The following is a 24,899-nucleotide window of genomic DNA, read 5'->3' as shown; positions in this document are numbered from 1 at the left end:
AGCATGAGAAGAAAAAAAGATAAAAGCAATGGCATTACTGCTTTGTATGAAAGACTGTCTCGTGATGATGATAATGCTGGAGAGAGTAACAGTATCGTTCATCAAAAGCAAATGCTTGAAGATTATGCTATAAAACATGGCTTTACGAATCTTGTTCATTTTACCGATGATGGTTGGAGTGGAGCGACCTTTGACAGACCTTCATGGAACAGACTTGTTGAAGGTGTTAAAAACGGAGAAATCACTGCCTGTATCTGCAAGGATATGTCCAGAATCGGCAGAGATCATCTGCAAGTAGGTTTTTTCACTGACATTCTGTTTAGAGAAAAGGAAGTTCGATTTATAGCAATCAATAATGGTATTGACAGTGACCGTCAAGAAACCAGTGAGTTTGCCCCTTTTCTGAATATCATGAATGAGTGGTTTGTCAGGGACACAAGTAAGAAAATTAAAGCTGTACTGAAATCCAGAGGTTCTTCCGGCAACGCTCATACAAGTAATATCCCACCATACGGCTATTTGAAAGACCCCGAAAACCCCGACCATTGGATTATTGATGAAGAAGCTGCTGAAGTAGTCCGCAGAATTTATCGCATGACTATTGAGGGAAAAGGACCTTATCAGATAGCAAGAGAACTTTCAGAAGAAAAAATAGAAAGACCGTCTTATTATCTTGGAAAAAAGGGACTTGGAAATCATGCAAGCAACTATGACAAAGAAAATCCGTATATGTGGCGAGGAAATCAGGTTACTACTCTGATTGCCCGACCAGAGTATATCGGAAAGACTGTCAACTTCAGGACATTCAAAAATTCCTATAAGGACAAAAAGACGAAAAGGGCAGACAAGGAAGATTGGGTGGTTTTTGATGATACACAAGAGCCTATTGTCGATGAAGAAACATGGCTGCTTGCTCAAAAGTTAAGACAGAATGTAAGAAAAGCAGATCCTATGGGCGAGCCTAATGTTCTGACCGGAAAGATTTACTGTGCTGATTGTGGTGCGCCGATGTATAATCACAGGCAGCGGAAAGGGCGAGAAAGAATATACTATACTGCCAAAGGCGAAAAAAGGACAAGTTATTCCAATCCGGCAGATTGTTATGAATGTTCCACTTATAATCTTGCTTATCAGAAGTATGATCGTCACTGTACTTGCCACCATATTTCAACAAAAGCACTTAAAAGCATCATTCTGAAAACCATACAGGAGACTTGCCATTATGTTTCTTTGAATGAGCAGGAGTTTGTCTATTCTCTGCAAGAAGAATCGGCGATGAAAGATATTGCTGTTTCTGAAACTGTAAAAAACCGCATTGAAAGAAATCAGAAGCGAGTTCACGAACTGGATATGCTTATCAGGAAAATCTATGAAGATAATGTGATTGGAAGATTGCCGGACAGACTTTTTCAGAGTATGCTTACTGATTATGAAAATGAGCAGAACGAGCTGAACAAGATTATTGAGACTGACACCGCTGATATGCAACGGATTATAGGCGGTCAAAATAATGTGGAGCGTTTTCTAAAGCTGGTCAAAAAGTATGAGAACATTACAGAACTTACTCCTGCCATGATAAATGAATTTATCGACAAAATTCTGGTTCACGAGCCACAAGGAAAAGGTGCAGACCGCACCACAGAGGTGGAGATATATCTTAACTATGTCGGGCAATTTCAAGTACCTGTGGAGCAGCATGAACCAACCGAGGAAGAAAGGATTGCTGCTGAAAAAGAGGCGGAACGACTTCGCAGAAAACGAGAATCCAATCGTAAGTATATGAAAAAGATTCGTGAGAAATCAAAAGAATTTGCGGAGCATGAGCGTATAGCAGAAGAAAAAAGCTCTGATAGCAATGTGTGTGTTGAACAGAACGCCACAAGCAAATCAAATCGGCAAAAAGTGAAAGGAGAAAAAATAGCATGACAGAATTGAAACCACGAATCCATGATGAAAGCAATGGTCTGGACTATGTTCTTGTGGGCGATTACTATGTGCCGGACTTGAAGCTGCCGGAGGAACACCGCCCTATCGGTATGTGGGGCAGACTGCACAGGACATATTTGGAGCAGTACCGCCCTGCAAGGTTATCTGCCCTCTGTTTATCCGGCGAACTGCATACTTACCTTGCTGACCTGAACGAACAGGCAGCGGAAAGGTGCAGCCTTATCATTGAGCGGATGAAACAAGCCGAGGGTGTGACCGAAACCATGAAAGCAGACAATCAGATGTTGTGGGTACAGTCCATGAACTCTATCCGTAACCGAGCCGAAGAAATCATCAGACAGGAAATGATTTACTGCTGATTTTATCAAGTCCAAAACCAACAATTTTATATCGTCAACGAAGCGACAGGTATTTCCTTATGAAGTGTCTGTCGCTTTTCATTTATCAAACTTTAAGGAGGAAAACACAATGAAGATGAACCGGAATGAAATGGAAGCCCTTTATGCCTTTGGCTGTCCGAACCTGAAAGCAACTGTCGAGCGTTTGCGTATGGTGGCTGCCCTTGCACCCGATCCGGTGGCGAAGAAGCTGTTTTATATGCTTTCCGTCAAGCTGAGTGCTGAGGGTGTTGAAAGGTGGTATCGTTGCTTTTACCGCAGGCTGAGGGTGTTGAAAAACCGTAGGGAGGGCTGCTATGACGAGACTGACGAAGATTGAGAAAGAAACAATCGTTCTCTTTAATGAGGGCGAGGACAAGGCAAATATCTACACCCACAACGCCGGATTGAAAAAGAGGTTGGCTGCTTTTGCTAAGAAGTACCCTGACCTTTGCCGACTGGAAAAATCCAATGTTCAAGGCGGTGTTTCTTATGTGCTGGCAAAGTCCCGTCTGTCTATCCGCTTCCTGCCGCCTTACAGCGAGGAACGCAGACAGAAAGCCAGTGAATATGCGAAAAAGCATGGGCTGAACAGCCAGCAGGGATACTGTGATAATCAGGGCTGATATGCGGTTAAAATGTCAGGTGCAAACCTGATGTTTTGACCGTTGCCTATCGCCTGTGAGGAAAGTATCGGAGACTATAAATTTTACGGAAATGTGCGTTACAAGGTTTGAACAGGAACTCTGTACACAAAATTTTTTCTTCCATTCTTTAGGCTGATGAAGTATAATAGACAAAAGATAATTTTAGAAGTGAGCTTTTCGGGAGGCAGTATATATGGAAAAAAGTAAGGTAGAATTTGTATATAAAAATATTTCTTCATTAAACAAGATAAGTATAGTGAATAAAAAAATATTTCGTATTTTGCCATATATTTGTGTGCCATCACTTGCTATAGGGGGGATTGCGGTTTTCCTAAAAGAAATGTTGCCTATAAAAGGAGTGTTGCCTAATTATATTAGACTTGTTTGCTTAGTCATATTTTTCTTAACCTTTTTGATGTGGTTGGTGTCTTTCTTTTTTGAATACATTTTCCTGTTTTTATGGAAATGCCCTGTATGTAAAGGAAAATTTCCATGGTATAAGACTACTTTGGGATATTTAGGAGAAGAAGGAGGTAGTCTTGTAAATAAAGAAGTTAAAGATATTTGTGACCGCAAGAATAAGAAAATATCTTTAATTCAATATGAAAATAGCAATTTAATCATTCCCAAAAAGTGTCCGCATTGTGGTGAAGTTATATGGAAAAAATAATTTTTGTAGATTACCTGTAATCTGCCACAACTGAATATGACCGTTAAGGTCAGATGAAGAAACTGATGTATTGAGCGTAAAGCGATCATGCGTCGGTTTTTCTTATTTCATGAGCTGACAGAATTCCGACTGTATATCACCCGTGAGGAAAGTATCGGGGACTATGGGGTTTGCGGAAATGTGCGTTACAAGGCTTGAACAGGAACTCTGTACACAAAATTTTTTCTTCCATTCTTTAAGTTGATGAAGTATAATGAGATATGAAAAATTGAGGTTTTTAATACTCGATTTCAAACAATCATTTTTATATAGCTGGAACTATGGAGGGCAAAAAATGAATGATTTTTTACGAATGTGTTTGAATATAATTACACAAATAGGCCCCTATTTAGTTGTACTTCTTCTTTTGAAATATCTTGTAAATCTTCAACAAAAGAGAGCTAAAGAACGAGAGGAAGAACAGAAAAAGGGAATAATAAGGACGCATTATATAATAAAAACAGAGAAATTCCTTGTCGTGGCATTTATCGTAGGTACAATATTTTTTGCTTGTTGTACGGCTATGAGTCTTAGGGAAAAAGAAGATATGTTTGTCATTTGTATATTTGGAATATTTTTTTAGTAGGCATAAGCGGAATAGTCAATATGGTAATGTGGAAACTGGAAGTGAACGGAGATGAAATCACATGGCGGTCAACTTTTGGAAAAAAGAGAACTTTTCGTTTTGGGGATATTACCTACTGCGAGAGAAAAAAAGGTTCTGTGCGTGTATATGTAAATGGGGAAAAGCTATTTACCATTGATAGTAATATCGATAAAGAAGAATTTATGGAGGACATAAAAAGAAGAAGAATCCCTGTAAAATCTTACTGGGCAAATCAGCATAAGAAAAATCGTAAATGACATAGATTTTATAACAGTACGATGTTAGACAACTGAATATGACCGTCAAGGTCAGATGAAGAAACCGATGTATTGAGCGTAAAGCGATCATGCGTCGGTTTTTCTTATTTCATGAGCTGACAGAATTCCGACTGTATATCGCCTGTGAGGAAAGTATCGGAGACTATGGATTTTGCGGAAATGTGCGTTATAGGTAAGTAAAAAACTACTTGATAGAGCGTGAATTGAATTGTTCATATCGGTATGATATAATTTACTGAAATGAAGCAAGAAGGTGGACTTTTGTATGAAAAAATTTTTGAAAATATTGCTAATCATTGTAGGAATAGTTTTTTTGATTTTTGCAGCGCTGATATGTATTGGACTGTTTGTTGATTATGATGACCATATTGAAAATGGTCGTTATACTTATGTTCCGGAAGATGACAATAAAGACAATGCATATGTCGAATTCAATTTGAGTGATTACGATAAAAAGGATTCTGAACTCATATATTATAGTTCTGTCGAAGAAGCTATTTTGAATTCTCCTTTGAATGCTGAAAATGAAGAATTTTCTGTTCCAGAAGATTTTCTTAATCATGTTGATGAAATATTGCATATATGGAATGGCAAACAGTATGATACTATTTTCTATCGGGCAGGAAGTGATAACGATCCCGTTCAAGGTTTTGTGATTGCACGCTGCAAAAAAAAGATAGAAAATGAAAGTACACAATATGCGTTTGTAAATGCTACACCAGCTACCACTACACCAGATACCACTTATGGGGGAGACTTCAAAAAATTTATCCATTTATCTTTAACAATAAGTGATATTCAACAAGACTTAAATCCAAATTATCCGGATACCAGATTCGTTTTTGGCTATGCACATGATAAAGAAATTTACTCATTAGAAGTAGAAGGTCAAAAGCCAGATGGGATTATAGAATATGAAGAATATGGTAGAACGATGTATATGTGGTATTATAACGATTTGAAAAGCAATAAAAGAGGCGATTGTCTGAGCTACTCAGTAGATGTGCCAGAGTAATTTTTCAAATTGGCTAATCTGCCACAACTGAATATGACCGTCAAGGTCAGATGAAGAAACCGATGTATTGAGCGTAAAGCGATCATGCGTCGGTTTTTCTTATTTCATGAGCTGACAGAATTCCGACTGTATATCACCCGTGAGGAAAGTATCGGGGACTATGGATTTTGCATAAATGCGCGTTACAAGGCTTGAACAGGAACTCTGCACACAAATTTTTTCTTCCATTCGTTAAGTTGATGAAGTATAATGAAAAATAAGATAAAGTTAATTCTTGGAGGTGTTATTCATGTTTGGTTTTAAGAAAAATGAAAAGCCAACGCTCATTATTGAAGCAAAAGATCTAATGGAAATTATCAAGTCTGATTATGATAATGATATGGCTTTTACTCTTATTGAGTTTTCCTATAATGAGAAAAAATATGTGATGGGTTCCTGTGTTTTACCTGCTAACGCAGAGGAATGTAAAGAAAATATATCTTTTATATTTCAAGACAGAGTTTTTGAAAGTTTTGAGGAATTTCAAACTGCTATTATTATAGATAATAAAAACATCTTACAATTAGAAAAACCCCTTGAAATTTTAAGAGCAGGAATTATTGATAATGAGCCTATGCTGAAAACGCCATGGGGAGATAAAAGATTAGCTGATAAAGCTGTTAATAAATAGCGTGTCGCTTTGAAAGGAGTACAAATTTATGGCATTATTGATGTTTAGAACTTTTGGAGTGATTATAGTATCATTTATAGTCTTAATTATGTATGTTTTGCATAGAAAGAAAAATGGGAAGTTTATAAAACGAAAGGCTGTCAATGAAGAAGAAAAAATAAAATATCAAAAATGGGAAAAAATAATCAATGTGATGGCAGTTGTTGGGTTATTGATTCTCGGTATATTTATAACTGTTCCTTGTTGCTTGGATATACCTTATTTACTATCTAACAATTTAGTTGAAGTTACCGGAGAAGTTACACAAGGTGCAATGTCAGGAGAAAACTCTAATAGTGAAAGAAGAATACATATTAGAGATGAGAAAACTGGAGAAGAACATTCATTAAAATATTGGGGAACAGGTAGCGATTTAGGAGATAAGATAACTGTAAGGTATTTACCACACACAGAATATGGGTATGTAGTTGAATAGAATAAAAATAAATATCCTATTTTGTTTTGGGAAATTTGTAGATTACCTGTAATCTGCCACAACTGAATATGACCGTCAAGGTCAGATGAAGAAACCGATGTATTGAGCGTAAAGCGATCATGCGTCGGTTTTTCTTATTTCATGAGCTGACAGAATTCCGACTGTATATCACCCGTGAGGAAAGTATCGGGGACTATGGATTTTGCAGAAATGTGCGTTACAAGGCTTGAACAGGAACTCTGTACACAAAATTTTTTCTTCCATTCTTTAAGTTGATGAAGTATAATGAGATATGAAAAATTGAGGTTTTTAATACTCGATTTCAAACAATCATTTTTATATAGCTGGAACTATGGGGGGCAAAAAATGAATGATTTTTTACGAATGTGTTTGAATATAATTACACAAATAGGCCCCTATTTAGTTGTACTTCTTCTTTTGAAATATCTTGTAAATCTTCAACAAAAGAGAGCTAAAGAACGAGAGGAAGAACAGAAAAAGGGAATAATTAGAACGCATTATACAATAAAAACAGAGAAAACATTGACTATTATATTTGTTTTTGGAATTTTATTTACAGGAGGTTGTACTGTAGCAAGTGCTATCCAACAGGATGATATATTTCCTCCCTTGGTATTTGGCATTGCATTTGTTGTGTTTTTTATAGGCTCATTGAATATGATTATGTGGAAACTGGAAGTGGATGAAGATGAAATCACATGGCGTTCAACTTTTGGCAGAAAGAGAACTTTTCACTTTGAAGATATTACCTATTGCGAGAGAAGGAAAGGTTCTATGCGTGTATATGTAAATGGAGAAAAATTATTTACCATTGATAGTAATATTGACAAAGAAGAATTTATGGAGGACATAAAAAGAAGAAGAATCCCTGTAAAATCTTACTGGGCAAATCAGCATAAGAAAAATCGTAAATGACATAGATTTTATAACAGTACGATGTTAGACAACTGAATATGACCGTAAAGGAAGATGAAATATGAAAAAAGAGTTGAAACAAATATTGCTTATATGTTTATTTTTAATTATTGGTTGTGTACTTGGTTATTTTGTAGCACTTAATCAAATGAATCAACTTAGTGACCCTGAGTACATTGCGTTTTGGACAAGTCAAAATATGTCTGTTCCTGAACCATTAGGATTTACAAGAAGTATTCTTTCTTTTGGATTGCTTTTTGCTGGAATACCAACAGGTTTGATTTTTTATAGTGGTTTAGTTAAGAAATGGCTAACTCCTATCGCACCTAAAATTATAATTGGATTTGTTACTTTCCCGATTTATACACTTGCTGGAGTAATCGGTTCAATTCCTTTTATCATCTATAAAGGAATTTTTCTATTCAAAAATAATAGATGTAAATGACAACGAGCTTTTCAAGAGTAGGGTGTTTATCAACTACTTTTTAAGGCAACCACGCAAGGACGATCAGCTACATAGTTGGTCGTTTTTGTTTATCCATTTGCAGATTATCCGTAATCTGCCACAACTGAATATGAACGTTAAGGTCAGATGAAGAAACCGATGTATTGAGCGTAAAGCGATCATGCGTCGGTTTTTCTTTTTGCAAAATAGTCCGGTGGACTGTTTTGTAAAACCGAAGGAACTGACGGAGCTTGGGACGGGGCGAAGTCAGTTTGTTCGGGCGGGAGTACGGAGGGTGCAACCCTTTGTGCATGGGTACAGGGAATGCAATATCCCTGTGCAGGTCAAGGGCGGCAGCCTTGCCCAGTTAAGTGGCGTTTCGCCACTTAGTACTGGGTATTACTTGACGCAGAAAGCCGCAAGGAATCAGCTTCGCTGCCCTTCTCCCCTGTCGGGGAAATCAAAAAGAAAAGGAGGAACTCATGTGAAATTAACAAGACACAATGGACGAGCCGGAAAGAATGGCGTTTATAATCCGAAGCACAATGACCGCAGTTTTGACATTGCCAACAGCGAACACATTGATGAAGAACGAGCCAAACAAAATCTCTATTGGGACTGTTACAATGGCTTCCGCAATTTCAAAAATCCCGAAAAGGAAAATGAGCTGTCTGCCACTTTTGAAGATGTGGAACAGCTTTTTTATCATCAGCGGTATCGTGATTTTGTGACAGGACAGAACGAAAGAAATGTGAAGAACAGACACCCTGAAAGGAATAAGGAAACCGGAGATTTGCTCAAAAGCAAAAAGACCTGTCCAGAGGAAACGGTCTATCAGATTGGAACGCTTGATAATCATGTTCCGCCGGAATTGCTCATTGAGATCGTCACAGAATTTATGGAAATCGTAAATGAGCGTTTCGGCTCTCATGTCCATATCCTGAATTGGGCGCTGCACTTGGATGAAAGCACCCCTCATATTCACGAGCGTCATGTGTTCGACTGTGAAAATCAATATGGGGAGATTGCCCCACAGCAGGAAAAGGCTTTGGAAGCACTGGGGTTTGAACTGCCGGAACCGGAGAAGCCTGTCGGAAGAAAAAATAACCGCAAGATGACTTTCGATTCAGCTTGCCGAGTGCTGCTGTTTGATGTGGCGAAAAAGCATGGCTTACAACTGGAAGAAGAACCGGAATATGGTGGTCGTGCTTATCTGGAAAAACAGGATTATATCCTTTTCAAGCAAAAGGAGCAACTGTCAGCACAGGAGCAAAAGCTGGAAGAACTCACGATGAAGATTGAGGATGTGGAAGCTCTGGTGGATGAGGTTGCCGATATTGCCTATGACAAGGCGGTTGAGGTCGTTGCTGATACTGTAAAACTGGAAACGCACAAGGAGGATATTAAGCTGGTGGAGCAGTCTAAGGCGTGGGTTCTCTCCCCTGAGCGTAAGGCTTCAAAGAAAGAAGTTGAGTATGCAGTGAAACGATTGGATGGCGTGATTGCCAGAATCACAAATGCTATGAAATCAACTATTCAGAAAATCCAAACTACGCTGATGAAACCGGAGGTCAAAAAAGCCGGAACGGAGCAAATCAAGAAGAAAGCCAAAAGTTCCATTATAGAGCAGTTGAGCCGCAAGAAGAAGGAAATGGCAGAGCGTGAAGTCAGCCGGACAATTCCGGCGAAAAGCAAAAAACAGGATATGGAACTTTAAGGCACTTGCTGTTTTCACTTTGAAAATGACAGGTGCTTTTGCTTTAGGGAGCAAGAAATTATCTTCCATTCTTTAGGTTGATGAAGTATAATGGAGATACACTATTTGAAAATCTTAAAGAGGTAACAGCTATCATGAAAAAACTATTAACATTGATGTTACTTGTTTCACTGTGCTTAAGCGGTTGTGCATTAGGGAACAATGTATCGGATATATTAAAGATATGTTAAAAGATTTTTTGCCAATAGAAAACAGTGATGATTGGATAATGTCGATATTAAGCAACAATATTAAGGTCGATAAAGATGGTGAAGAAACGTTAGAAATTTGTGGAGTAATGGGATAGGAGACCAGCTATGAATATTAAAGAACTTGTACTAGTAATCAGCATTCTTTTATCCATAAGAATAGCTGAATACGCTATGAAAAAATATAAGGAACAGAAAGACGTTGAGGTAACAAAAAAGCAGAAATCCAGAAAGCAGACAAAAAAATATATAATTACAGCACCCAGCATCTTGAAAGTAGGATTACCATGCGGAATATTTTTTGGTTGTACAACTATTGCTTTTATTTTAAGTCAGATCTTCAAATGGGAATTTGTACAACAGATAGAAAATTGTTATTTTATGTTGATTTGTTTGTTGGTATCTATAGGATTTACAGTATTAGGAATTGTTCTGACATTATATGGATACATATGGAAGATAGAATATGACACACAAGAGATTATCTACCGTTCTGCATTAGGAATTACAAGGAAATATAGAATTGAAGATATTACAAGATGCGTAGGAAAGAGAAGAAATCAATATCGCTTTTATCAAGGGGAGAAAAAGATATTCCAGTATGAAATGGATGCAGAAGGAGATGTTTATGATTTACTAATTATTTTGAAAAAAAGGGGGATAGATGAAGAAGAATTGATTCCATCTACGAAAGAGCACTGCATAGTAGAGCCAATGATTATCCGGAAAATATTGCCTATCATAGGTTTCTGCATTTATACTTTTTTTACAATTGTATTATTTTTGACTCGAGATGGGAAAATTTGGATGTATCTGTTGCTGGGAGTGATAGATTTACTGTTGCTTTATTACAGCGGTGTCTATTGGTATGATCAACTGGAAGTACAAGACAAACTTTATAAGAAAGATTTTCTAAAGAAAATGCGGACAGTTGAATTTAAAGAGATTACAAAGGTTGAGCAACACAAAAGTATAATAGAAAAGGAGTACATAATTATTTATGTAAAAGGAGAAAAACCAATAAAAATAGACAGATATAATGAAAATGTAGAAGTTTTGCTAATGAGATTAAAGGATGAAAAAATATCTGTAATGTGATTGATAAATAATGTGGAAGATTAGGATAAAGAAGAAGCAGTACTTATTCGGATAAAAAAGGAAAGCGGAGAACACCAGATCTCTTACTGGTACAATTTTCCAGTATTGAAACGTATATTGGTTCAGCATTTGGTGGTGCATTAGGTGGAATTTTGGGAGCACCTTCAGCTATAGGAAAAGTAGGTACAACTATAGGCGCTTCTGAAAAGATACTAAATTTTTTATCAAAGCCCTTTATTATTGGAGGGATTTCAAGTGGAACATCAACATTAGTTGGGGAAAGTCTTGAAACGATGACAGGAACAAATAAAAGGGGAATAGAACAAATCGGCTTGGATGTACTTGAAGATTTGATTTTAGGAGGTATCTTAGGCGGTATAGGATCAAAAATAAAAATAAAAGGATTAAATGCAGGAAGAAATAACTATCAAGCAATTTTTGCAGGAGGAATAACAAGGCTTATTAATGGGACAGGTGCAATGCATCTTAAAACATTATTAAAAGGATATATTGCACAATTAGTTGAATCGATAGGAGATGGAGTAGCAGGAGAGATATATGATTATATAAAAACAGAATTATTTGGTTGTGGGGAGGCATAAAATGGAATTTAGTATTTTTAGACTTGAAATAAGAGGGATATTGTTTGGAATAGCAGTATTATGTTATATAGTGTATTGTATAAAAAAAAAAGTTTTTATTTGCACTTTTTTTTAAGAAAAAAAGTGTTGTAGAGCAATATAAATATAACGGTAGAAATGATATTAAATTACTTAGAGGTGCTAATTTAATGTTATTAATAACGGTAATTTTTATTTTAGTATATATAATGAAAATTATTTTTGATATTCCGTACATAATTAATAAAGAATATTTTTACATTAAAGGCTATACTATTGAACAAAGTCATGGTGGTGCGGATGTTTCTCATGAACGTAGAAGCATTTTTGTAAAGGATGAAGATACAGGAAAAGTATTTGAAATTACGGTTTTTTCAGAATACATTGATGAAAACGATTTTTTAGAAGTTGAATTTTTGCCACATACCAAATATGGAGCAATTATTTCGAGAGAAAAATCGAGATGATTAGGTTAATTGGAAGTTACCATACGAGGAGAAAATGCTATGACAATATCTGATTTCAAGAAAGACACAAGCCTGACAAGTATACCGGAAAACAGCAGCAATCTTACAAACTTAGATTTAGAACCTGTAATCGCCTATGGCAGACTGCGTGCATTATTTGGAGAACCCAATTATGAAACACAGAATTTTGAAGACGCTTACTCTTATATTCTATTTGTTGAGTCGGAGTCTTCTGAAAAAATTTACTTGGAAGTGTATGAGGGAAGCAGCGGACCGGCGATTGGTGGTCTGAACAATGCTGAGAGTTTGCAAGCTGCTGAAACTCTGAAGAAATTGATAGAGGAATCAGAAGAAGTGGCAGATTATCAGTATGAGGGATACTATTTGGATTTAGATTCAAAAATCACTATGGGTATCAAAGATGGCGTGCCTTATTATAACGAGGAATTTTGTGAGGAAATTCCCGATTTTCACTAATTAGACGAAATAATTATCATTTAGAAGAAGCAGGAAATCTGAAAAGGTCTCCTGCTTCTTTTGCACCCAAAATTGAATATGGAACTCTAAGGCACTTGCTGTTTTCGTTTTGAAAATGACAGGTGCTTTTTTCGTTTCAGGAAAGGAGTCACATGAATGTATTTGAAGTTGTAAAAGAAAATGTTACTGCCCGACAAGCCGCAGAAGCCTATGGCTTGAAAGTGGGTCGCACAGGTATGGCGTGCTGTCCGTTTCACTTGGATAAGTCCCCCAGTATGAAGCTGGATGAACGCTATTACTGTTTTGGCTGCGGAGTGACCGGAGACGCTGTTGATCTCACAGCGAAGCTATTCGGTATCGGGCTGAGGGAAGCTGCTGTCAAACTTGCTGAAGATTTTGGTCTTAACTATGACAGCCGACAAAAGCCCAGTGTCCGCCCTCGTATTCGTGAGCCGACACCGGAACAGAAGTATCAAAAAGGAGAAAATCATTGCTACAAGGTGCTGACGGATTATTTTCATCTTCTTAGAGAATGGGAAAAGAAATACGCTCCTAAACAGCCGGATGAGGAATGGAATCCTCTGTTTGCAGAAGCACTGTATAAGAAGAACTATATCGAATATCTGCTTGATATTCTTCTGTATGGTTCATTGGAGGAACGAAAAGCACTTGTGGCAGAACAGAGAAAGGAGGTGTTGAAACTTGAACAGCGAATTGCAGAACTGTCAGCAGACAGAACCATGCACAGTAGAAGAAATCCGAAACAGCTTAGAGCAGAGCGAGAAAGGTAAGGTTTATAATACTGCCGCAAATTATAAGCGTGTTCTGCAATATGACCCACTTTTGAAAGGGGCTATCCGAAAAAATCTTCTGACCGAAAGAATCGACATTGTGAAGCCCCTCGGCTGGTATCGTGACAGCCCGACATTGACGGATGTAGATGTGAAATATCTGCTCCTATATTTTGAAGAAAACTATGGATTGACCGTAGAGAAGAAAATTATAGACGCAGTTGCGGTTATTGCCAATGAAAACCGTTACCACCCTGTCTGCGATTTTCTCAATGCCCTACACTGGGACGGAACGGAACGCATACGCTTCTGTCTGCACCGCTTTCTCGGTTCTGATACAGATGATTACACCTATGAAGCATTGAAGTTGTTTCTGTTGGGTGCTATCTCACGAGCCTTTAAGCCGGGGTGCAAATTTGAGGTAATGCTCTGTCTTGTAGGCGGTCAGGGAGCCGGAAAGTCCTCTTTCTTCCGTTTGCTTGCGGTCAATGATGATTGGTTTTCTGATGACTTGAAGAAGCTGGAGGATGAAAATGTGTACCGCAAAATGCAGGGGCATTGGATTATTGAAATGTCGGAAATGATTGCAACCGCCAACGCTAAGAGCATTGAAGAAATCAAATCCTTTCTGAGCCGCCAAAAGGAAACCTATAAGATACCGTATGAAACACATCCGGCAGACAGAAAACGACAATGTGTGTTTGGAGGTTCTTCCAATACCCTTGACTTTCTTCCCCTCGACCGAACAGGCAACCGCCGCTTCGTTCCGGTTATGGTCTATCCTGAAAGGGCTGAGGTTCATATTTTGGCAGACGAGCAGGCTTCCAGAGAGTATATCAATCAGATGTGGGCAGAGGCTATGGAGATTTACAGAAGCGGCAATTTCCGTCTGAGATTCAGTCCGGCTATGAACGCTTATCTGAAAGCCCACCAAAAGGACTTTATGCCGGAGGACACAAAGGCAGGACAGATTTTAGACTATCTGGAACGCTATTCCGGCAGCATAGTCTGTTCCAAACAGCTTTACAAAGAAGCATTGGGGCATGATTATGACGAACCGAAACAATGGGAACTGCGAGAGATCAACGACATTATGAATAACGCTGTCACAGGCTGGAGGGCGTTCAGCAATCCGAGGTACTTTCCAGAGCCTTACCGCCGACAAAAGGGCTGGGAGCGTATCAGGAACGACAACGAGCCTGACAACAGCATGGATGGTTTTCAGGAAATCCCGACAGAGGAAATGGAACAGTTAGGGCTTCCGGAAGAATGGTTAAAGCAGAAATAAAAGTCCGTTGTCGCTTCGGTTGTCGAGCCGGTTGTCGGTCTGGTTGTCGGGCGAAAATCCCGAAAGCCTTGATATTGCGGCACTTTTCCCTCTCTGACAACCATGACAACCAATATTATAAAGAAAAAGGAAATAGTAAAAAGATAGTATCGCCCGATAAAGAAAAAAGGTTTTCTGATGTCCGTTGTCGGAACTTCGTTGTCAGACCTTTCCTTGTCGGGCTTTTTCATTCAAGGAGGAATATCGTATGACAAATATTGTGAACAGTACACTACCCACCCCAAATAACCATTCGGAGAAAAACAAACCGGATGGAGTTTTTGTGATTAAGCAAGGCAAAACAAATTATAAAGTCAAAGTGTTTTTTGACCATAGTAGCGGTTTGACTGCTGAGGACAGATTGAAACGCATTATTCAGGCAGAAGCAGAGAGAGAATCTGCGTAAGCAATATAAAAAATATCCACGCACCCCCTTGACAAAAGCTTTCAGAAGCGTCCTTACTTTCTGCTATGGAACGCGCTGGGAATGAGGACACCGACCCGGACGCAGAACGCCGGGGGCTTGGGACGCCCGCTACCCGCGCCGCTGTCATTGAAAAGTTAGTAAAAGGCGGCTTTATCGAGCGCAAGGGCAAGCAGCTACTTCCTACCAAAGACGGCACAAACCTTGTGTGCGTCCTGCCGGACAGCTTAACTTCTCCGCAGCTTACGGCTGCATGGGAAAACAATCTGACGCAGATTGCAAAGGGTAACGCTGACCCTGCCGCTTTCATGCAGGGTATCGAAGCAATGACGCAGGAGCTTGTAAAAACCTATGCTTCCGTGTTGGGTGAGAAACAAGAGCTTTTCAAGACAGAAAAAACAGAGCTTGGGAAGTGTCCCCGCTGCAAGTCCCTGGTCTATGAGGGAAAGAAAAACTACTACTGTTCCAACAAAGAGTGCGGCTTTACCATGTGGAAAAATGACCGCTTCTTTGAGGAACGAAAAACCGCCTTTACCCCGAAGATTGCCGCAGCACTTCTTAAATCCGGCAAGGCAACAGTTAAAAAACTGTACTCTCCGAAAACGGGCAAAACCTACGACGGAACGGTACTTTTAGCCGACACGGGCGGTAAATATGTGAATTACAAAGTAACCATTTCAAAGAACAAAGAACTTGAATAGCAAGCATAGGAAGCGGGTACCCACTTCCGTAAAATCCCTGCCACTCATGTAGAGCTTGGCGGGGATTTTGCTTGTTGGGAAGTTTCCCAAACCCTCTAAAAATCCTCAAAAATCTTTGGCAGAAATGCGGGCGCACCGTAGTGGGACTATGTAACCACAAACGCAGCGTCCGCGCTGCCATACGCGAAAGGAGGTTTTACACATGGCAAGTTTGCGCGACAGCGTAAAGGACTATCAAGAGGAACTTAGGGACGGTATTGCATGGGTAGCATTTTGGAAAGAGGGACGTTCATGGAACGCCGAGCTGTTTCATCTTGAAGTGGACGGTACTTTAGAACCGTTTGACAGGAGCCGGTTAGAAGAAATCAAAGCGGCTGACCCCACCGCCGTTATTCTAAACGGCTACTACTGCGGGCATTTAGGCGAGAATATGAGCCTTGACGAGTTGACCGCCGGAGTGCGCTATCACTATGAAAACAGCATGAACGACCTTGACGGTTTTATCGGGGCGCATGACGACAGGCTTCCCCCGGAGGTTATCGAGGAAGCAAGAGCCGCCGCCCATGCAGCGGGGCTTCCCTTTTCCGAAAAGCCCTACCGGGACGGGGAAGATTTTGACCCTTATGTATTTGACGGAAGCATGAGCATTGAGGACTACGAGCTTATGCACCGCATGATTGAAAAAGAAAGGAGCGAGCAAATGGACGAATGGAAAACAGGTTATTCCTCATACGACCGCGACAGACTGGACGCCGCCGACAAGATGAAGATTGAGCGCGGTATCTATTTTGAAACGAAAGACGCGGATATTTCCCCGCTGACCGCCTTACCCCTTGCCGAGCTTATGAAGCTGCGGGAGGAAAGCGCGGCTGCGGAGCAGACCGTATTTGAAAATCTAAAAGTACAGGCTTCCGCATGGGAGGAACAGGCGGGAAAGACCCTGCTATTTGACAAGGCGATTGAGTATGCGAGAATACCCGAAGTGAAGCATACGGCGAACAAGTGGCAGGACGAGGACAACGACCGCCACACCATCAGCAACCGGGTATATAAAATGAGCTACCATGTTTACGAAAATACCCGTTACGACAAGGCAGCACAGAAGTCTATCCCGTATTCCTATACGCTGTCTTGGAACGTCTACACCAACAGCCCCCACGGATACGGACAGGCGAAAATCGCCGGACAGGACAGAAAGGTATTTGCTGACCGGGCAGCTATGGAAAAATATCTGAATGGGCGTATCAAGGCGTATGAAAAGCTCTTTACGGAAATCTCCCCGGCTATCCCGCAGGAATACGCGGAGCAGTTTAAGGTAAACGGGCAGCTCTTACCGGGCTATACCGTAGAGGGCGAGGAAATCAAGCAGCCCGCTGCCGACATTCCCGCCGCTGCACCGAGAACCGAACCGGGACAGGATACGGAACAGTTTGCAATCCTTATTGACAGCCGCACCCGTTTTGAAACGGGAGAACCGGGCGGCTGCTGGTTATCCATGCCCGCCACAAAGGAAGAACTTCACGAAGCCATGCAAAGCGTCGGCATTACCGCAGACAATCCGCAGGAATTTTTCATTCACGGCTACTCTGACCGGGAGGACAGACACATTGCCCTGCCGTATGACATGGTATGCGCGGCACAGGTGGACGAGCTGAATTTCCTTGCGGCACGACTGGAAACCCTTGACGCTTCCGGGATTACCGCGCTGAACGCCGCCACGCAGCGCAGGAATGGTTTTGAGAATATCGGGCAGCTCATTGACTTTACCTATAACGAGGACTTTTTCGTGCATATCCCCGAAGTACATAATCTCCGCGAATTGGGCGATTATTACCTTAACAAATCCGGCATGGTGCAAATGCCCGCTGAATGGAAAAACAGCATTGACCTTATCGCCTTTGGACGAAACGCCGCCGCACAGGAAAAAGGCAGCTTTACGGAATACGGCTACCTTGTGGAAAGCGGCGACGCATGGGAGCAGCACTTTGAGGGGCGCGATGTGCCGGAGGACTACCGCATTATGAGCTACCCGCAGCCAACCGTCGAACTGGACGCAGCCCCGGCAGTACAGGCGACTGTTCCCGAAGCAACGCCGCAGGAGCCGCGCCCGGTTATCCCCATTGTCTTAACTTCCGAGAAGCCCGCCGAAAAGCTCAAAGAGATAACCGACCGCTTGGAGCAAGGCATTACGGAACTGTTCGACAGCGAGCGTTACAAGGAATATCTGCGCGTCATGTCAAAGTTTCATAATTACAGCTTTAACAATACGCTGCTGATCGCCATGCAAAAGCCCGACGCTTCCCTTATCGCCGGATTTTCCGCATGGAAAAATAACTTTGGACGAAACGTGATGAAAGGACAAAAGGGTATCAAAATCCTTGCCCCGTCGCCGTTCAAGATTAAAAAAGAAATGGAGAAAATCGACCCGCAGACACAGAAAGCCATTATCGGCAAAGACGGAAAGCCCGTAACCGAGGAAAAGGAAATCACAATCCCCGCCTTTAAGGTGGTATCGGTCTTTGACGTATCGCAGACCGAGGGCAGGGAAATCCCCGATATTGCCGTAAATATGCTGACCGGGGACGTGGAGCATTACAAGGAGGTTTTCGCTGCCCTTGAAAAGACTTCTCCTGTTCCTGTCGGCTTTGAAAAAATCGAGGGCGGCGCACATGGTTACTACCACTTGGAGGACAAGCGTATTGCCCTTGATGAGGGCATGAGCGAGCTGCAAACCTTAAAGACACTTATCCATGAAATCGCCCATGCGAAGCTGCACGACATTGACCTAAACGCCCCTTTAGAGGACTTGGAGAACAGACCCGACCGCCGCACCCGTGAGGTACAGGCAGAAAGTATCGCCTATACCGTGTGCCAGCATTACGGGCTTGATACCTCTGATTATTCCTTTGGGTATGTTGCCGGGTGGAGTGCCGGACGGGAGCTTGCTGAACTGAAAAGCTCTCTTGAAACAATCCGCAGCACCGCAGCGGAAATCATCAACAGCATTGATGAACATATCGCAGAGCTGCAAAAGACGCAGGAACAGGCGCAGACTTCCGAGGTACAGGAAGTGACGCAGGACGCGCCGCCGCAGGAGAAGCCGGAAATCCCCGTACCCGACGCCACTATCAGCGTAAAGGAAATGCAGGACTACGGCTATTCTTGGGACGGTATGTTTCCGCTGAAACAGGAAGCCGCCGAGCGTTTGTTTACACAGGACGGTATCGAGGTTTTCCGTATCTATGAGGACGGCACCGAGGGAGCCGTTACCAGTCTGACCGATTTACAGGAACACGCAGAAAAAGGCGGCTTGTTCGGTGTAGAAAAGGAAACTTGGGAAGCCCTGCATGAATACAACGCCATGAAGCAGCAGCTACGGGAAAGTGTGCCGACAAAGGAAGCCCTTTTACTCTACGGCAAGGAGGACAGCTACGGGATTTATCAGTTAGCCCGCGGCGACGCCACAAGGGACTTGTACTTTGAGCCTTACGACCGCCTGCAGGCGACGGGACACACCGTAGACCGGGCGAATTATGAGCTTATCTATACCGCGCCCCTTACGGCAGACGTTACCCTTAACAGCATTTGGGAAAAGTTCAATATCGACCACCCGAAAGATTTTAAGGGACACAGCCTTTCCGTTTCCGATATTGTGGTGCTTCATCAGAACGGCGAAAATACCGCCCACTATGTAGACAGCGGCAGTTTTCGGAATGTGCCGGAATTTTTGCAGGAGAAGCAGTCGCAGCTTATCCCCGACGAGCATTTGACCGGGAAACAGATTAGAACGCCGCGCGGCAGTTTTTATGTATCGGATATGAGCGTTGAACAGATGAAAGAAGCCGGGTATGGACTTCATCATCAATCCGACGACGGGAAATATCTGATTATGGGAAACAGTACGCGGGCGTTTGCCGTTGCCGCCGAACAGCCGGAAAAAGCTAACCCGTTAAAACATATCGAGGACACTATCGAGCAGAACGACAATAACTTTGACGGTATCATCAACAACACGCCGCAGACGCCGACCGTGGACGCTCTGGAGCAGAAAGCAAAGGCGGGCGAGGTTATCTCCCTTGTTGACCTTGCCGACGCTATCAAAGCCGACAAGGAACAGGGAAAGACAGCAAAGCCGGAAAAGAAGCCCTCTATCCGGGCGCAACTCAAAGCAGATAAGGAAAAGGCACAGAAGAAACCACAAAAAAGCAAGTCGCAGGACTTAGAAAGGAGCTGACCGATTGGGTAAATTAAGTAAGTTTGAGAATGTGGACGTTATCGCTTCCCTTGAAGCGATTATGAAACAGAATACCGCTTTCTATCAGAGTGATTTTGAGATAGACAAACGGATTTTGCGAGAAGCAGCGTCAAGACCCGCTGCTGAAGAAAAACGGCTGCTATGGTTTTCCCGCCCGTCGGGGACGTGCTGCTTCCGGGAACGCGACGTTTTCCTAAAGGACACAAGGCAGCATAACACATGGCGGTTTTATGGGGAGCAGACCCGCGATAAAATCCTTGCCTATGCGGTGGAGCTGACCGGGAAAGAAAATGGGATAATCAAAGGCAATCTCTATGAGCTTGACTATCCGCAGCACTTCCGGGAAGTAGTCGAAAAATCTCTGCCCGCCGATAATTACACGCTGCTCTATGAGCATGGGGAACGGGTGCAGCCCGCCGGAATGTATTTTGACGGCAACCCCGACCCGCAGCTTGGGAAGTTTGAACGCTTTGAAGCGCAGCCTAATGACCCGGAAGCATTGCATTTTCTCATGCGGGAGGAAAAGCACAGCTATGACCGCTTAAAGCCGGGGGATTTCAAGGCGCATATTACCGCGTTGCATGACAGCCGGATTGAAGCCGAAGCACAGCGCATTGTAGCGGAAATGAAGCGGCAGGACAGCCCTAACAGCCCCAACAAAACACATTTCATGGTGGAGCTTTCGCCTTACTTTATGCAGTTAGCTTCTACAAAGGACACCGACCGTCTGTTTGCTATGCTGCCATACAAAACACTTTCTTTTTCTAAGATTGAGGGCAGGCATGGCACTTTTGCATTTTTAGACAAAAGCGAGGACAGAAGCCGGAATATCCGAAAAGCGCGCCCCTCTGTCCGGGCGCAGCTTACCGCAGACAAGAAAACAACCGCCCCGAAAAAGGCAGCGGCAAAAAGAAAAAATCACGATTTGGAGGTATGAGCATGAATAGATTTACTGTTGAGGAAACAAACCTTTTGAGCATTTACCATGAGGGAAGCAAGGCGCAGCTTATAGAGAACATGACCGCTGCGCTGCCTTACATGGACGCGGGATTACGGGAGCTTGCAAAGCGCACCCTTTCCAAAGTGAACGCGCTGACCGACGCCGAGTACAAAGAACTTTCCGTTTATCCTGCTGATGAAGTATGACCGGGATTAAGCGGCTGTCGCCGCGACAAAGCCGCAAGGTAAACACCCTTGTGAAAAAGGAGTGCTGCAACTGCGAGAATGGCAACTGTATTTTACTGGACGACGGGGACACTTGCGTATGCCCGCAGCTCATTTCCTATTCCCTGCTCTGTAAGTGGTTTCGGATTGCCGTACTTCCTCTTGATAAGCTGCTCTATGCGGAACTCTATCAGACCGAGGACAGAAAGAAATGTACCGTGTGCGGCGCGTTCTTTGCGTCCACCTCTAACAGCGTCAAATACTGCCCGGACTGTCGGAAGCGGATTACCCGCAGACAGGCAGCCGAGCGCATGAGAAAACGGCGCGCTCTTGTTACGCGGTAAGGGCGAAAAAAGCCTTGTTTTACAGGCTTCTGACAACCGTTTCCTCATAGGGCAAGGGCTTTATACCTTTTCCCTTAAAAACGGCGTTCTACTACGTAACATTTCAGAACTGCACCCATAAGAAAACCGGGGCGCGGATAGTCTTTACTGACTGTCTGCGTCCCGGTTTTTCCTTTGCTATTTTTCCATGTTGATTTGAGGGGTTGCGCCCTTATCTGTGGTAAGTAAACGGTATATCGTAAGGGGGATATACCATGCAGCCACGACGAGCCGCCATATCAAAATGACCCCACCGATAATGCCGCCCAAAATGAAGTTGAGGGCAATGATACCCACCGTTCCGGCTATGTCATACCCATGCGGTACAAGCCATACGAACATACGGCGAATACCAAAGGGAATACCGCAGCACAGCCACACATAAAAGTAATTGGTCTGCCCGTCCTCTGTAAAGACGTTCTTAAACATGAAGAATAAAAACAATGCGATAACGGCGGGCAAAACGGTTCTCTTAAAAAAGTCTTTCCAAATTTCCCCGCGTGTCATGGTATCACTCCTTTTCTATTGGGAATTGTGGGATAGCTTCTAACAGTTTCAGTATGAGCGTTTGCCGTAAATCGTCGTCGATTTCCTCTTTTACGCTTCCGTCCGGCTGACGCTTTTTTACCATTGCAAGGCGGTTGATTTCGTCACCGTAACAAGCAAGCACTTTTTCCAACGCCCATTTTTCGCTCACAACGGCGGCGCGTATCGTTTCATAGTCCGGCATTTCCTGTTCCATTCTCTGACACTTCCTTTGCTGAAAATGTATCACTTTGGTATGTAACTACTGTTTTTGATAGGAACTATTATATCATACAAGTATGAACAAAGCTACTCCCCACGTTCTTTTCCTTTTTCCCGTTCCGGTTCTCTTGGCTGCCGTAAAATGCTGTCTATGTTCTGTTTGATAACGTCGTACTCTTTGACCTGTTTTTTCAGTCTGCCATAGTCGGCGTAAAGGGCTTCTTTCTGTTCCTGGAGCTTTTCATATTCCGATTGCAGCGCGGTGAGGTTCGGGAGCTTGGAAACGCCCGCCGCCTTTAATGCCTTTGCCGCTGCTTCATGCAAGATGATTTCGCGCTCATGGGCTGCCCGGTAACTGTCCTTATTTCTTGCTTTGCGGTATGCGTCATAGGCGGGTTTTGTCTTTTGGAACGTGGAAACATTCTTGATAAGCACCGCCATATCTGCAAGCCGTTTTTCCGCGCTCTTTAATGCGTCTGCCGCCTGTTCGCTCTCTGTCTGTATCTCTGCGATTTTTGCGGTCAAGTCGGTGTATTGTTCAATCTTGTGTTCCGTAATAAAATTCATGGTCTTAGCTGCCTGTTTCAGATTGTGGATTTTCGCCCATTGTTCATAACCCCGGCTCTGCGCCGCCTTGATACTGTTTTCAATATCAATGAGCAGGGACACGCCGCGTTCTGTCTTGGGAGCTTTGGCGGTGCGGGTACGCTTGCCCTCTATCCGTTCCCGGATTGCTTCCTCTGTATAATCTGCGCCGAGGGTTTTCAAACGGGTAAACCGTTCCTGTCCCGGAACCAAACAGGACACATATTTTCCCCGTTTGATTGTGAAGCCTTCTGCCTGTAACCGCGCGAGCAATTCTTCAAAGTCGGACACTTGGGGGATAAGGGTATCGACGGCAAGTTTCAATTTTGCTTTGGCGGTTTTCTCTTTCTTATACACCGCATAATTCTTTCCCTTGCCGCCTTTCTCCGGCACAAGGACGGACAAGCCGTTTTCCCGGCACAGCCTGTCGCTGATGTTGCGTATTCCGTAATAGGTGCGCTTGTTGGAAACATACTTGTGGTAGTCTACAAAGTTTACCGCACAAAAAATGATGTGGTTATGGATATGCCCTTTATCTATGTGAGTGGTAAGGACGTATTCATATTGCCCCTTTGTTACCGCGTCGGCAAGCTGTTTTCCGATTTCATGGGCTTTCTCATAATCGACTTCCCCCGGCTCAAAAGATTGTATCAAATGGTGTGCGAGGTTGTTTCCTCTGTCAAGAGCTTGCGACAATGTAAATCCGAACTCAATATCTGCCGTTTCATAGCTGCACCCGAACGAGGACACCAGCATTTTCCCGTCCGTCTTGTCCGGGTTTTGGATATAGTCAAGGGCTTTTTTTAACGTGCTTTTAATAGGCTTAATCTTTGTAACCGCCATATCTCCGCAAGCACCTCCTTGATTTCTTCTATATCCTCTTGGTAGACGCTGCCCGTCGCATTGACGCGCTTTGCAATCTGATTGACATTGACCCCGATTTTCTGTATCTCCGCTGTCATAGCTTTTATGTCGGCATGGTCTATCTGAATGATATACCCGTCGATTGCCATTTTCCGCAAGTAGGCTTCCATGTTCCGGGTAGGGACGAGCTGCATTTTCTGTTCAATGAACGCCCGTTCTTCCTCTGTTACTCTGAATTTAATTTGTACTGTCCGTTTCCTGCCGTTCATCGGCTCACACTCCTTTCCATTCCGAGGGTTTGGGACACTTCCCAACAAGCAATTTTCAACCGACGCGCCGCAGCGCAGGAGGGCGAAAATACGGAAAGGGTACCCCTTTCCTATGCTTGCTAAGAAACTTTCTCCCTTTATCCCTACTACATGGAAAATCTGATTTTGCCAAAGCAGGACAAAAGAAAAACGCCGCAAACTGCGACGTTTCAAACTGCTTTTTCTATGAAGAAACGAGGGAACTTTATTCCCCCGTTATTTCGTTGTTGGCTTCCTCAATCCCTTTTGCGGTAGCTGACAGGATTTTCAAATCCTTTTCGCTCATGCCGTTGAGCATGGTATCAAGCTGACGGCGGCGTGTGGACTTTTCCTGTTCCCGTTCCGGGAAAAAGAACTGGTCTACCGATACGTCAAGCAGGGTTACAAGCTCATACAAAATCTGCAAACTTGGGTGCTGCCCGCTGTTTTCAATGGACGCGATATATCGCGGCGCAATGTTCAGCTTATCCGCTAACTGGTTGCGGGAAATTCCCTTTGCTTTTCTTGCCGCTTTGATAGCCTGTCCGAAAGCCTTAAAATCAAACTTTTCTTTGCTCTGCTTCATAATCATTTCACCCAACTACATTGTATATTTCATCTCTCTTTCAAGATATGAT

General features: G+C 42.7%; 27 protein-coding genes and 2 pseudogenes. 24 read left to right on the top strand and 5 right to left on the bottom strand.

The features are described from left to right. The first annotated feature begins 3 nt into the window (after window positions 1-3). The 24 genes and pseudogenes from ACESTK_RS04825 to ACESTK_RS04710 all read left to right on the top strand — a co-directional run bounded on the left by ACESTK_RS04825 (window position 4) and on the right by ACESTK_RS04710 (window position 21,739). Window positions 4-1,926 carry a recombinase family protein gene (locus tag ACESTK_RS04825; protein ID WP_003023119.1) on the top strand — a complete coding sequence of 641 codons (1,923 nt, stop codon included), beginning with the start codon at window positions 4-6 and terminating at the stop codon, window positions 1,924-1,926. Further along, window positions 1,923-2,306, top strand: coding sequence for a TnpV protein (locus ACESTK_RS04820; RefSeq protein ID WP_373118923.1), 384 nt, complete (start codon window positions 1,923-1,925; stop codon window positions 2,304-2,306). Before ACESTK_RS04825 ends, ACESTK_RS04820 begins: the two co-directional genes overlap by 4 nt. Window positions 2,307-2,415: 109 nt before the next feature. After that, complete coding sequence (locus tag ACESTK_RS04815) at window positions 2,416-2,664, top strand: hypothetical protein (protein ID WP_003023122.1); 249 nt, start codon at window positions 2,416-2,418, stop codon at window positions 2,662-2,664. Next, window positions 2,642-2,950 (top strand): molecular chaperone, encoded by a 309-nt coding sequence (locus ACESTK_RS04810; RefSeq protein ID WP_071143748.1) that lies wholly within the window; start codon window positions 2,642-2,644, stop codon window positions 2,948-2,950. The genes ACESTK_RS04815 and ACESTK_RS04810 overlap by 23 nt, the downstream gene beginning before the upstream one ends. Window positions 2,951-3,164: 214 nt before the next feature. After that, complete coding sequence (locus ACESTK_RS04805; RefSeq protein ID WP_003023125.1) at window positions 3,165-3,641, top strand: hypothetical protein; 477 nt, start codon at window positions 3,165-3,167, stop codon at window positions 3,639-3,641. A gap of 334 nt (window positions 3,642-3,975) precedes the next feature. After that, window positions 3,976-4,544, top strand: a pseudogene (locus ACESTK_RS04800) (DUF6560 family protein). 286 nt (window positions 4,545-4,830) lie between these two features. After that, window positions 4,831-5,580, top strand: coding sequence for a hypothetical protein (locus ACESTK_RS04795; protein ID WP_008371563.1), 750 nt, complete (start codon window positions 4,831-4,833; stop codon window positions 5,578-5,580). 289 nt (window positions 5,581-5,869) lie between these two features. Further along, window positions 5,870-6,250 carry a hypothetical protein gene (locus ACESTK_RS04790; RefSeq protein WP_003023131.1) on the top strand — a complete coding sequence of 127 codons (381 nt, stop codon included), beginning with the start codon at window positions 5,870-5,872 and terminating at the stop codon, window positions 6,248-6,250. Between the two features lie 28 nt (window positions 6,251-6,278). Then, on the top strand, window positions 6,279-6,725 hold the full coding sequence (locus tag ACESTK_RS04785) for a hypothetical protein (RefSeq protein WP_003023134.1): 447 nt from the start codon (window positions 6,279-6,281) through the stop codon (window positions 6,723-6,725). A gap of 366 nt (window positions 6,726-7,091) precedes the next feature. Continuing rightward, entirely contained in the window at window positions 7,092-7,661 is a 570-nt protein-coding gene (locus ACESTK_RS04780; protein WP_039960226.1) for a DUF6560 family protein, read from the top strand. Window positions 7,662-7,722: 61 nt separating this feature from the next. Beyond that, entirely contained in the window at window positions 7,723-8,106 is a 384-nt protein-coding gene (locus tag ACESTK_RS04775) for a hypothetical protein (RefSeq protein ID WP_003021642.1), read from the top strand. 181 nt (window positions 8,107-8,287) lie between these two features. After that, window positions 8,288-9,823: a serine/arginine repetitive matrix protein 2 gene (locus ACESTK_RS04770; RefSeq protein WP_181985437.1), complete on the top strand. Its 1,536-nt coding sequence runs from the start codon at window positions 8,288-8,290 to the stop codon at window positions 9,821-9,823. Between the two features lie 356 nt (window positions 9,824-10,179). Then, the gene (locus ACESTK_RS04765; RefSeq protein WP_117962072.1) at window positions 10,180-11,169 is read left to right on the top strand and encodes a DUF6560 family protein; all 990 of its coding nucleotides are present in this window, start codon (window positions 10,180-10,182) and stop codon (window positions 11,167-11,169) included. A gap of 152 nt (window positions 11,170-11,321) precedes the next feature. Next, the gene (locus tag ACESTK_RS04760) at window positions 11,322-11,771 is read left to right on the top strand and encodes a hypothetical protein (RefSeq protein WP_373118918.1); all 450 of its coding nucleotides are present in this window, start codon (window positions 11,322-11,324) and stop codon (window positions 11,769-11,771) included. A 188-nt stretch (window positions 11,772-11,959) separates the two neighbouring features. Next, a complete protein-coding gene (locus tag ACESTK_RS04755; protein WP_118359631.1) occupies window positions 11,960-12,256 on the top strand; it encodes a hypothetical protein in 297 nt (98 codons plus the stop codon). A 39-nt stretch (window positions 12,257-12,295) separates the two neighbouring features. Continuing rightward, on the top strand, window positions 12,296-12,733 hold the full coding sequence (locus tag ACESTK_RS04750) for a hypothetical protein (RefSeq protein ID WP_118322795.1): 438 nt from the start codon (window positions 12,296-12,298) through the stop codon (window positions 12,731-12,733). A 152-nt stretch (window positions 12,734-12,885) separates the two neighbouring features. Next, window positions 12,886-13,524, top strand: coding sequence for a CHC2 zinc finger domain-containing protein (locus ACESTK_RS04745; protein ID WP_215707314.1), 639 nt, complete (start codon window positions 12,886-12,888; stop codon window positions 13,522-13,524). Then, window positions 13,436-14,812 (top strand): VapE domain-containing protein, encoded by a 1,377-nt coding sequence (locus ACESTK_RS04740; RefSeq protein WP_373118915.1) that lies wholly within the window; start codon window positions 13,436-13,438, stop codon window positions 14,810-14,812. The genes ACESTK_RS04745 and ACESTK_RS04740 overlap by 89 nt, the downstream gene beginning before the upstream one ends. Before the next feature lie 247 nt (window positions 14,813-15,059). After that, entirely contained in the window at window positions 15,060-15,257 is a 198-nt protein-coding gene (locus tag ACESTK_RS04735) for a hypothetical protein (RefSeq protein WP_005335835.1), read from the top strand. 41 nt (window positions 15,258-15,298) lie between these two features. Then, window positions 15,299-15,976, top strand: a pseudogene (locus tag ACESTK_RS04730) (DNA topoisomerase); the annotation flags it as partial. Between the two features lie 202 nt (window positions 15,977-16,178). Then, on the top strand, window positions 16,179-20,210 hold the full coding sequence (locus ACESTK_RS04725; protein WP_373118912.1) for a YodL domain-containing protein: 4,032 nt from the start codon (window positions 16,179-16,181) through the stop codon (window positions 20,208-20,210). Window positions 20,211-20,214: 4 nt separating this feature from the next. Further along, window positions 20,215-21,168: a hypothetical protein gene (locus ACESTK_RS04720; RefSeq protein ID WP_117688310.1), complete on the top strand. Its 954-nt coding sequence runs from the start codon at window positions 20,215-20,217 to the stop codon at window positions 21,166-21,168. Window positions 21,169-21,170: 2 nt separating this feature from the next. After that, window positions 21,171-21,377: a transposon-transfer assisting family protein gene (locus ACESTK_RS04715; protein ID WP_178105368.1), complete on the top strand. Its 207-nt coding sequence runs from the start codon at window positions 21,171-21,173 to the stop codon at window positions 21,375-21,377. Then, window positions 21,374-21,739: a cysteine-rich VLP domain-containing protein gene (locus tag ACESTK_RS04710; RefSeq protein ID WP_117688308.1), complete on the top strand. Its 366-nt coding sequence runs from the start codon at window positions 21,374-21,376 to the stop codon at window positions 21,737-21,739. Before ACESTK_RS04715 ends, ACESTK_RS04710 begins: the two co-directional genes overlap by 4 nt. Window positions 21,740-21,916: 177 nt before the next feature. Here ACESTK_RS04710 and ACESTK_RS04705 read toward each other — a convergent pair whose 3' ends face one another. From ACESTK_RS04705 to ACESTK_RS04685, 5 genes are all read right to left on the bottom strand, one after another. After that, entirely contained in the window at window positions 21,917-22,285 is a 369-nt protein-coding gene (locus ACESTK_RS04705; protein ID WP_005928622.1) for a DUF6050 family protein, read from the bottom strand. 4 nt (window positions 22,286-22,289) lie between these two features. Continuing rightward, the gene (locus ACESTK_RS04700) at window positions 22,290-22,520 is read right to left on the bottom strand and encodes a helix-turn-helix domain-containing protein (RefSeq protein ID WP_117688307.1); all 231 of its coding nucleotides are present in this window, start codon (window positions 22,518-22,520) and stop codon (window positions 22,290-22,292) included. Window positions 22,521-22,612: 92 nt separating this feature from the next. Continuing rightward, the gene (locus tag ACESTK_RS04695; protein ID WP_117688306.1) at window positions 22,613-23,953 is read right to left on the bottom strand and encodes a relaxase/mobilization nuclease domain-containing protein; all 1,341 of its coding nucleotides are present in this window, start codon (window positions 23,951-23,953) and stop codon (window positions 22,613-22,615) included. Continuing rightward, window positions 23,914-24,243: a plasmid mobilization relaxosome protein MobC gene (gene mobC, locus ACESTK_RS04690; protein ID WP_005422959.1), complete on the bottom strand. Its 330-nt coding sequence runs from the start codon at window positions 24,241-24,243 to the stop codon at window positions 23,914-23,916. The genes ACESTK_RS04695 and mobC overlap by 40 nt, the downstream gene beginning before the upstream one ends. Before the next feature lie 244 nt (window positions 24,244-24,487). After that, a complete protein-coding gene (locus tag ACESTK_RS04685) occupies window positions 24,488-24,847 on the bottom strand; it encodes a helix-turn-helix transcriptional regulator (protein ID WP_173907081.1) in 360 nt (119 codons plus the stop codon). Window positions 24,848-24,899: the final 52 nt, after the last annotated feature.

Origin of the sequence: Ruminococcus sp. Marseille-P328 (assembly GCF_964249465.1) — a bacterium.
Taxonomy (GTDB): Bacteria; Bacillota; Clostridia; order Lachnospirales; family Lachnospiraceae; genus Blautia_A; species Blautia_A faecis.
Note: the sequence above shows the minus strand (reverse complement) of the source record. Positions and strands in the feature narration are given on the sequence as shown.

What these genes read in the sequence shown, in the direction of transcription:
- ACESTK_RS04795 (WP_008371563.1), top strand. Translation starts at nt 4,831, where the DNA reads ATGAAAAAATTTTTGAAAATATTGCTAATCATTGTAGGAATAGTTTTT.
- ACESTK_RS04805 (WP_003023125.1), top strand. Translation starts at nt 3,165, where the DNA reads ATGGAAAAAAGTAAGGTAGAATTTGTATATAAAAATATTTCTTCATTA.
- ACESTK_RS04775 (WP_003021642.1), top strand. Translation starts at nt 7,723, where the DNA reads ATGAAAAAAGAGTTGAAACAAATATTGCTTATATGTTTATTTTTAATT.
- ACESTK_RS04745 (WP_215707314.1), top strand. Translation starts at nt 12,886, where the DNA reads ATGAATGTATTTGAAGTTGTAAAAGAAAATGTTACTGCCCGACAAGCC.
- ACESTK_RS04715 (WP_178105368.1), top strand. Translation starts at nt 21,171, where the DNA reads ATGAATAGATTTACTGTTGAGGAAACAAACCTTTTGAGCATTTACCAT.
- ACESTK_RS04780 (WP_039960226.1), top strand. Translation starts at nt 7,092, where the DNA reads ATGAATGATTTTTTACGAATGTGTTTGAATATAATTACACAAATAGGC.
- ACESTK_RS04755 (WP_118359631.1), top strand. Translation starts at nt 11,960, where the DNA reads ATGTTATTAATAACGGTAATTTTTATTTTAGTATATATAATGAAAATT.
- ACESTK_RS04705 (WP_005928622.1), bottom strand. Translation starts at nt 22,285, where the DNA reads ATGACACGCGGGGAAATTTGGAAAGACTTTTTTAAGAGAACCGTTTTG.
- ACESTK_RS04765 (WP_117962072.1), top strand. Translation starts at nt 10,180, where the DNA reads ATGAATATTAAAGAACTTGTACTAGTAATCAGCATTCTTTTATCCATA.
- ACESTK_RS04700 (WP_117688307.1), bottom strand. Translation starts at nt 22,520, where the DNA reads ATGGAACAGGAAATGCCGGACTATGAAACGATACGCGCCGCCGTTGTG.
- ACESTK_RS04735 (WP_005335835.1), top strand. Translation starts at nt 15,060, where the DNA reads ATGACAAATATTGTGAACAGTACACTACCCACCCCAAATAACCATTCG.
- ACESTK_RS04685 (WP_173907081.1), bottom strand. Translation starts at nt 24,847, where the DNA reads ATGAAGCAGAGCAAAGAAAAGTTTGATTTTAAGGCTTTCGGACAGGCT.
- ACESTK_RS04815 (WP_003023122.1), top strand. Translation starts at nt 2,416, where the DNA reads ATGAAGATGAACCGGAATGAAATGGAAGCCCTTTATGCCTTTGGCTGT.
- ACESTK_RS04810 (WP_071143748.1), top strand. Translation starts at nt 2,642, where the DNA reads ATGACGAGACTGACGAAGATTGAGAAAGAAACAATCGTTCTCTTTAAT.
- ACESTK_RS04695 (WP_117688306.1), bottom strand. Translation starts at nt 23,953, where the DNA reads ATGGCGGTTACAAAGATTAAGCCTATTAAAAGCACGTTAAAAAAAGCC.
- ACESTK_RS04820 (WP_373118923.1), top strand. Translation starts at nt 1,923, where the DNA reads ATGACAGAATTGAAACCACGAATCCATGATGAAAGCAATGGTCTGGAC.
- ACESTK_RS04725 (WP_373118912.1), top strand. Translation starts at nt 16,179, where the DNA reads ATGGCAAGTTTGCGCGACAGCGTAAAGGACTATCAAGAGGAACTTAGG.
- ACESTK_RS04710 (WP_117688308.1), top strand. Translation starts at nt 21,374, where the DNA reads ATGACCGGGATTAAGCGGCTGTCGCCGCGACAAAGCCGCAAGGTAAAC.
- ACESTK_RS04825 (WP_003023119.1), top strand. Translation starts at nt 4, where the DNA reads ATGAGAAGAAAAAAAGATAAAAGCAATGGCATTACTGCTTTGTATGAA.
- ACESTK_RS04770 (WP_181985437.1), top strand. Translation starts at nt 8,288, where the DNA reads ATGCGTCGGTTTTTCTTTTTGCAAAATAGTCCGGTGGACTGTTTTGTA.
- ACESTK_RS04785 (WP_003023134.1), top strand. Translation starts at nt 6,279, where the DNA reads ATGGCATTATTGATGTTTAGAACTTTTGGAGTGATTATAGTATCATTT.
- mobC (WP_005422959.1), bottom strand. Translation starts at nt 24,243, where the DNA reads ATGAACGGCAGGAAACGGACAGTACAAATTAAATTCAGAGTAACAGAG.
- ACESTK_RS04750 (WP_118322795.1), top strand. Translation starts at nt 12,296, where the DNA reads ATGACAATATCTGATTTCAAGAAAGACACAAGCCTGACAAGTATACCG.
- ACESTK_RS04790 (WP_003023131.1), top strand. Translation starts at nt 5,870, where the DNA reads ATGTTTGGTTTTAAGAAAAATGAAAAGCCAACGCTCATTATTGAAGCA.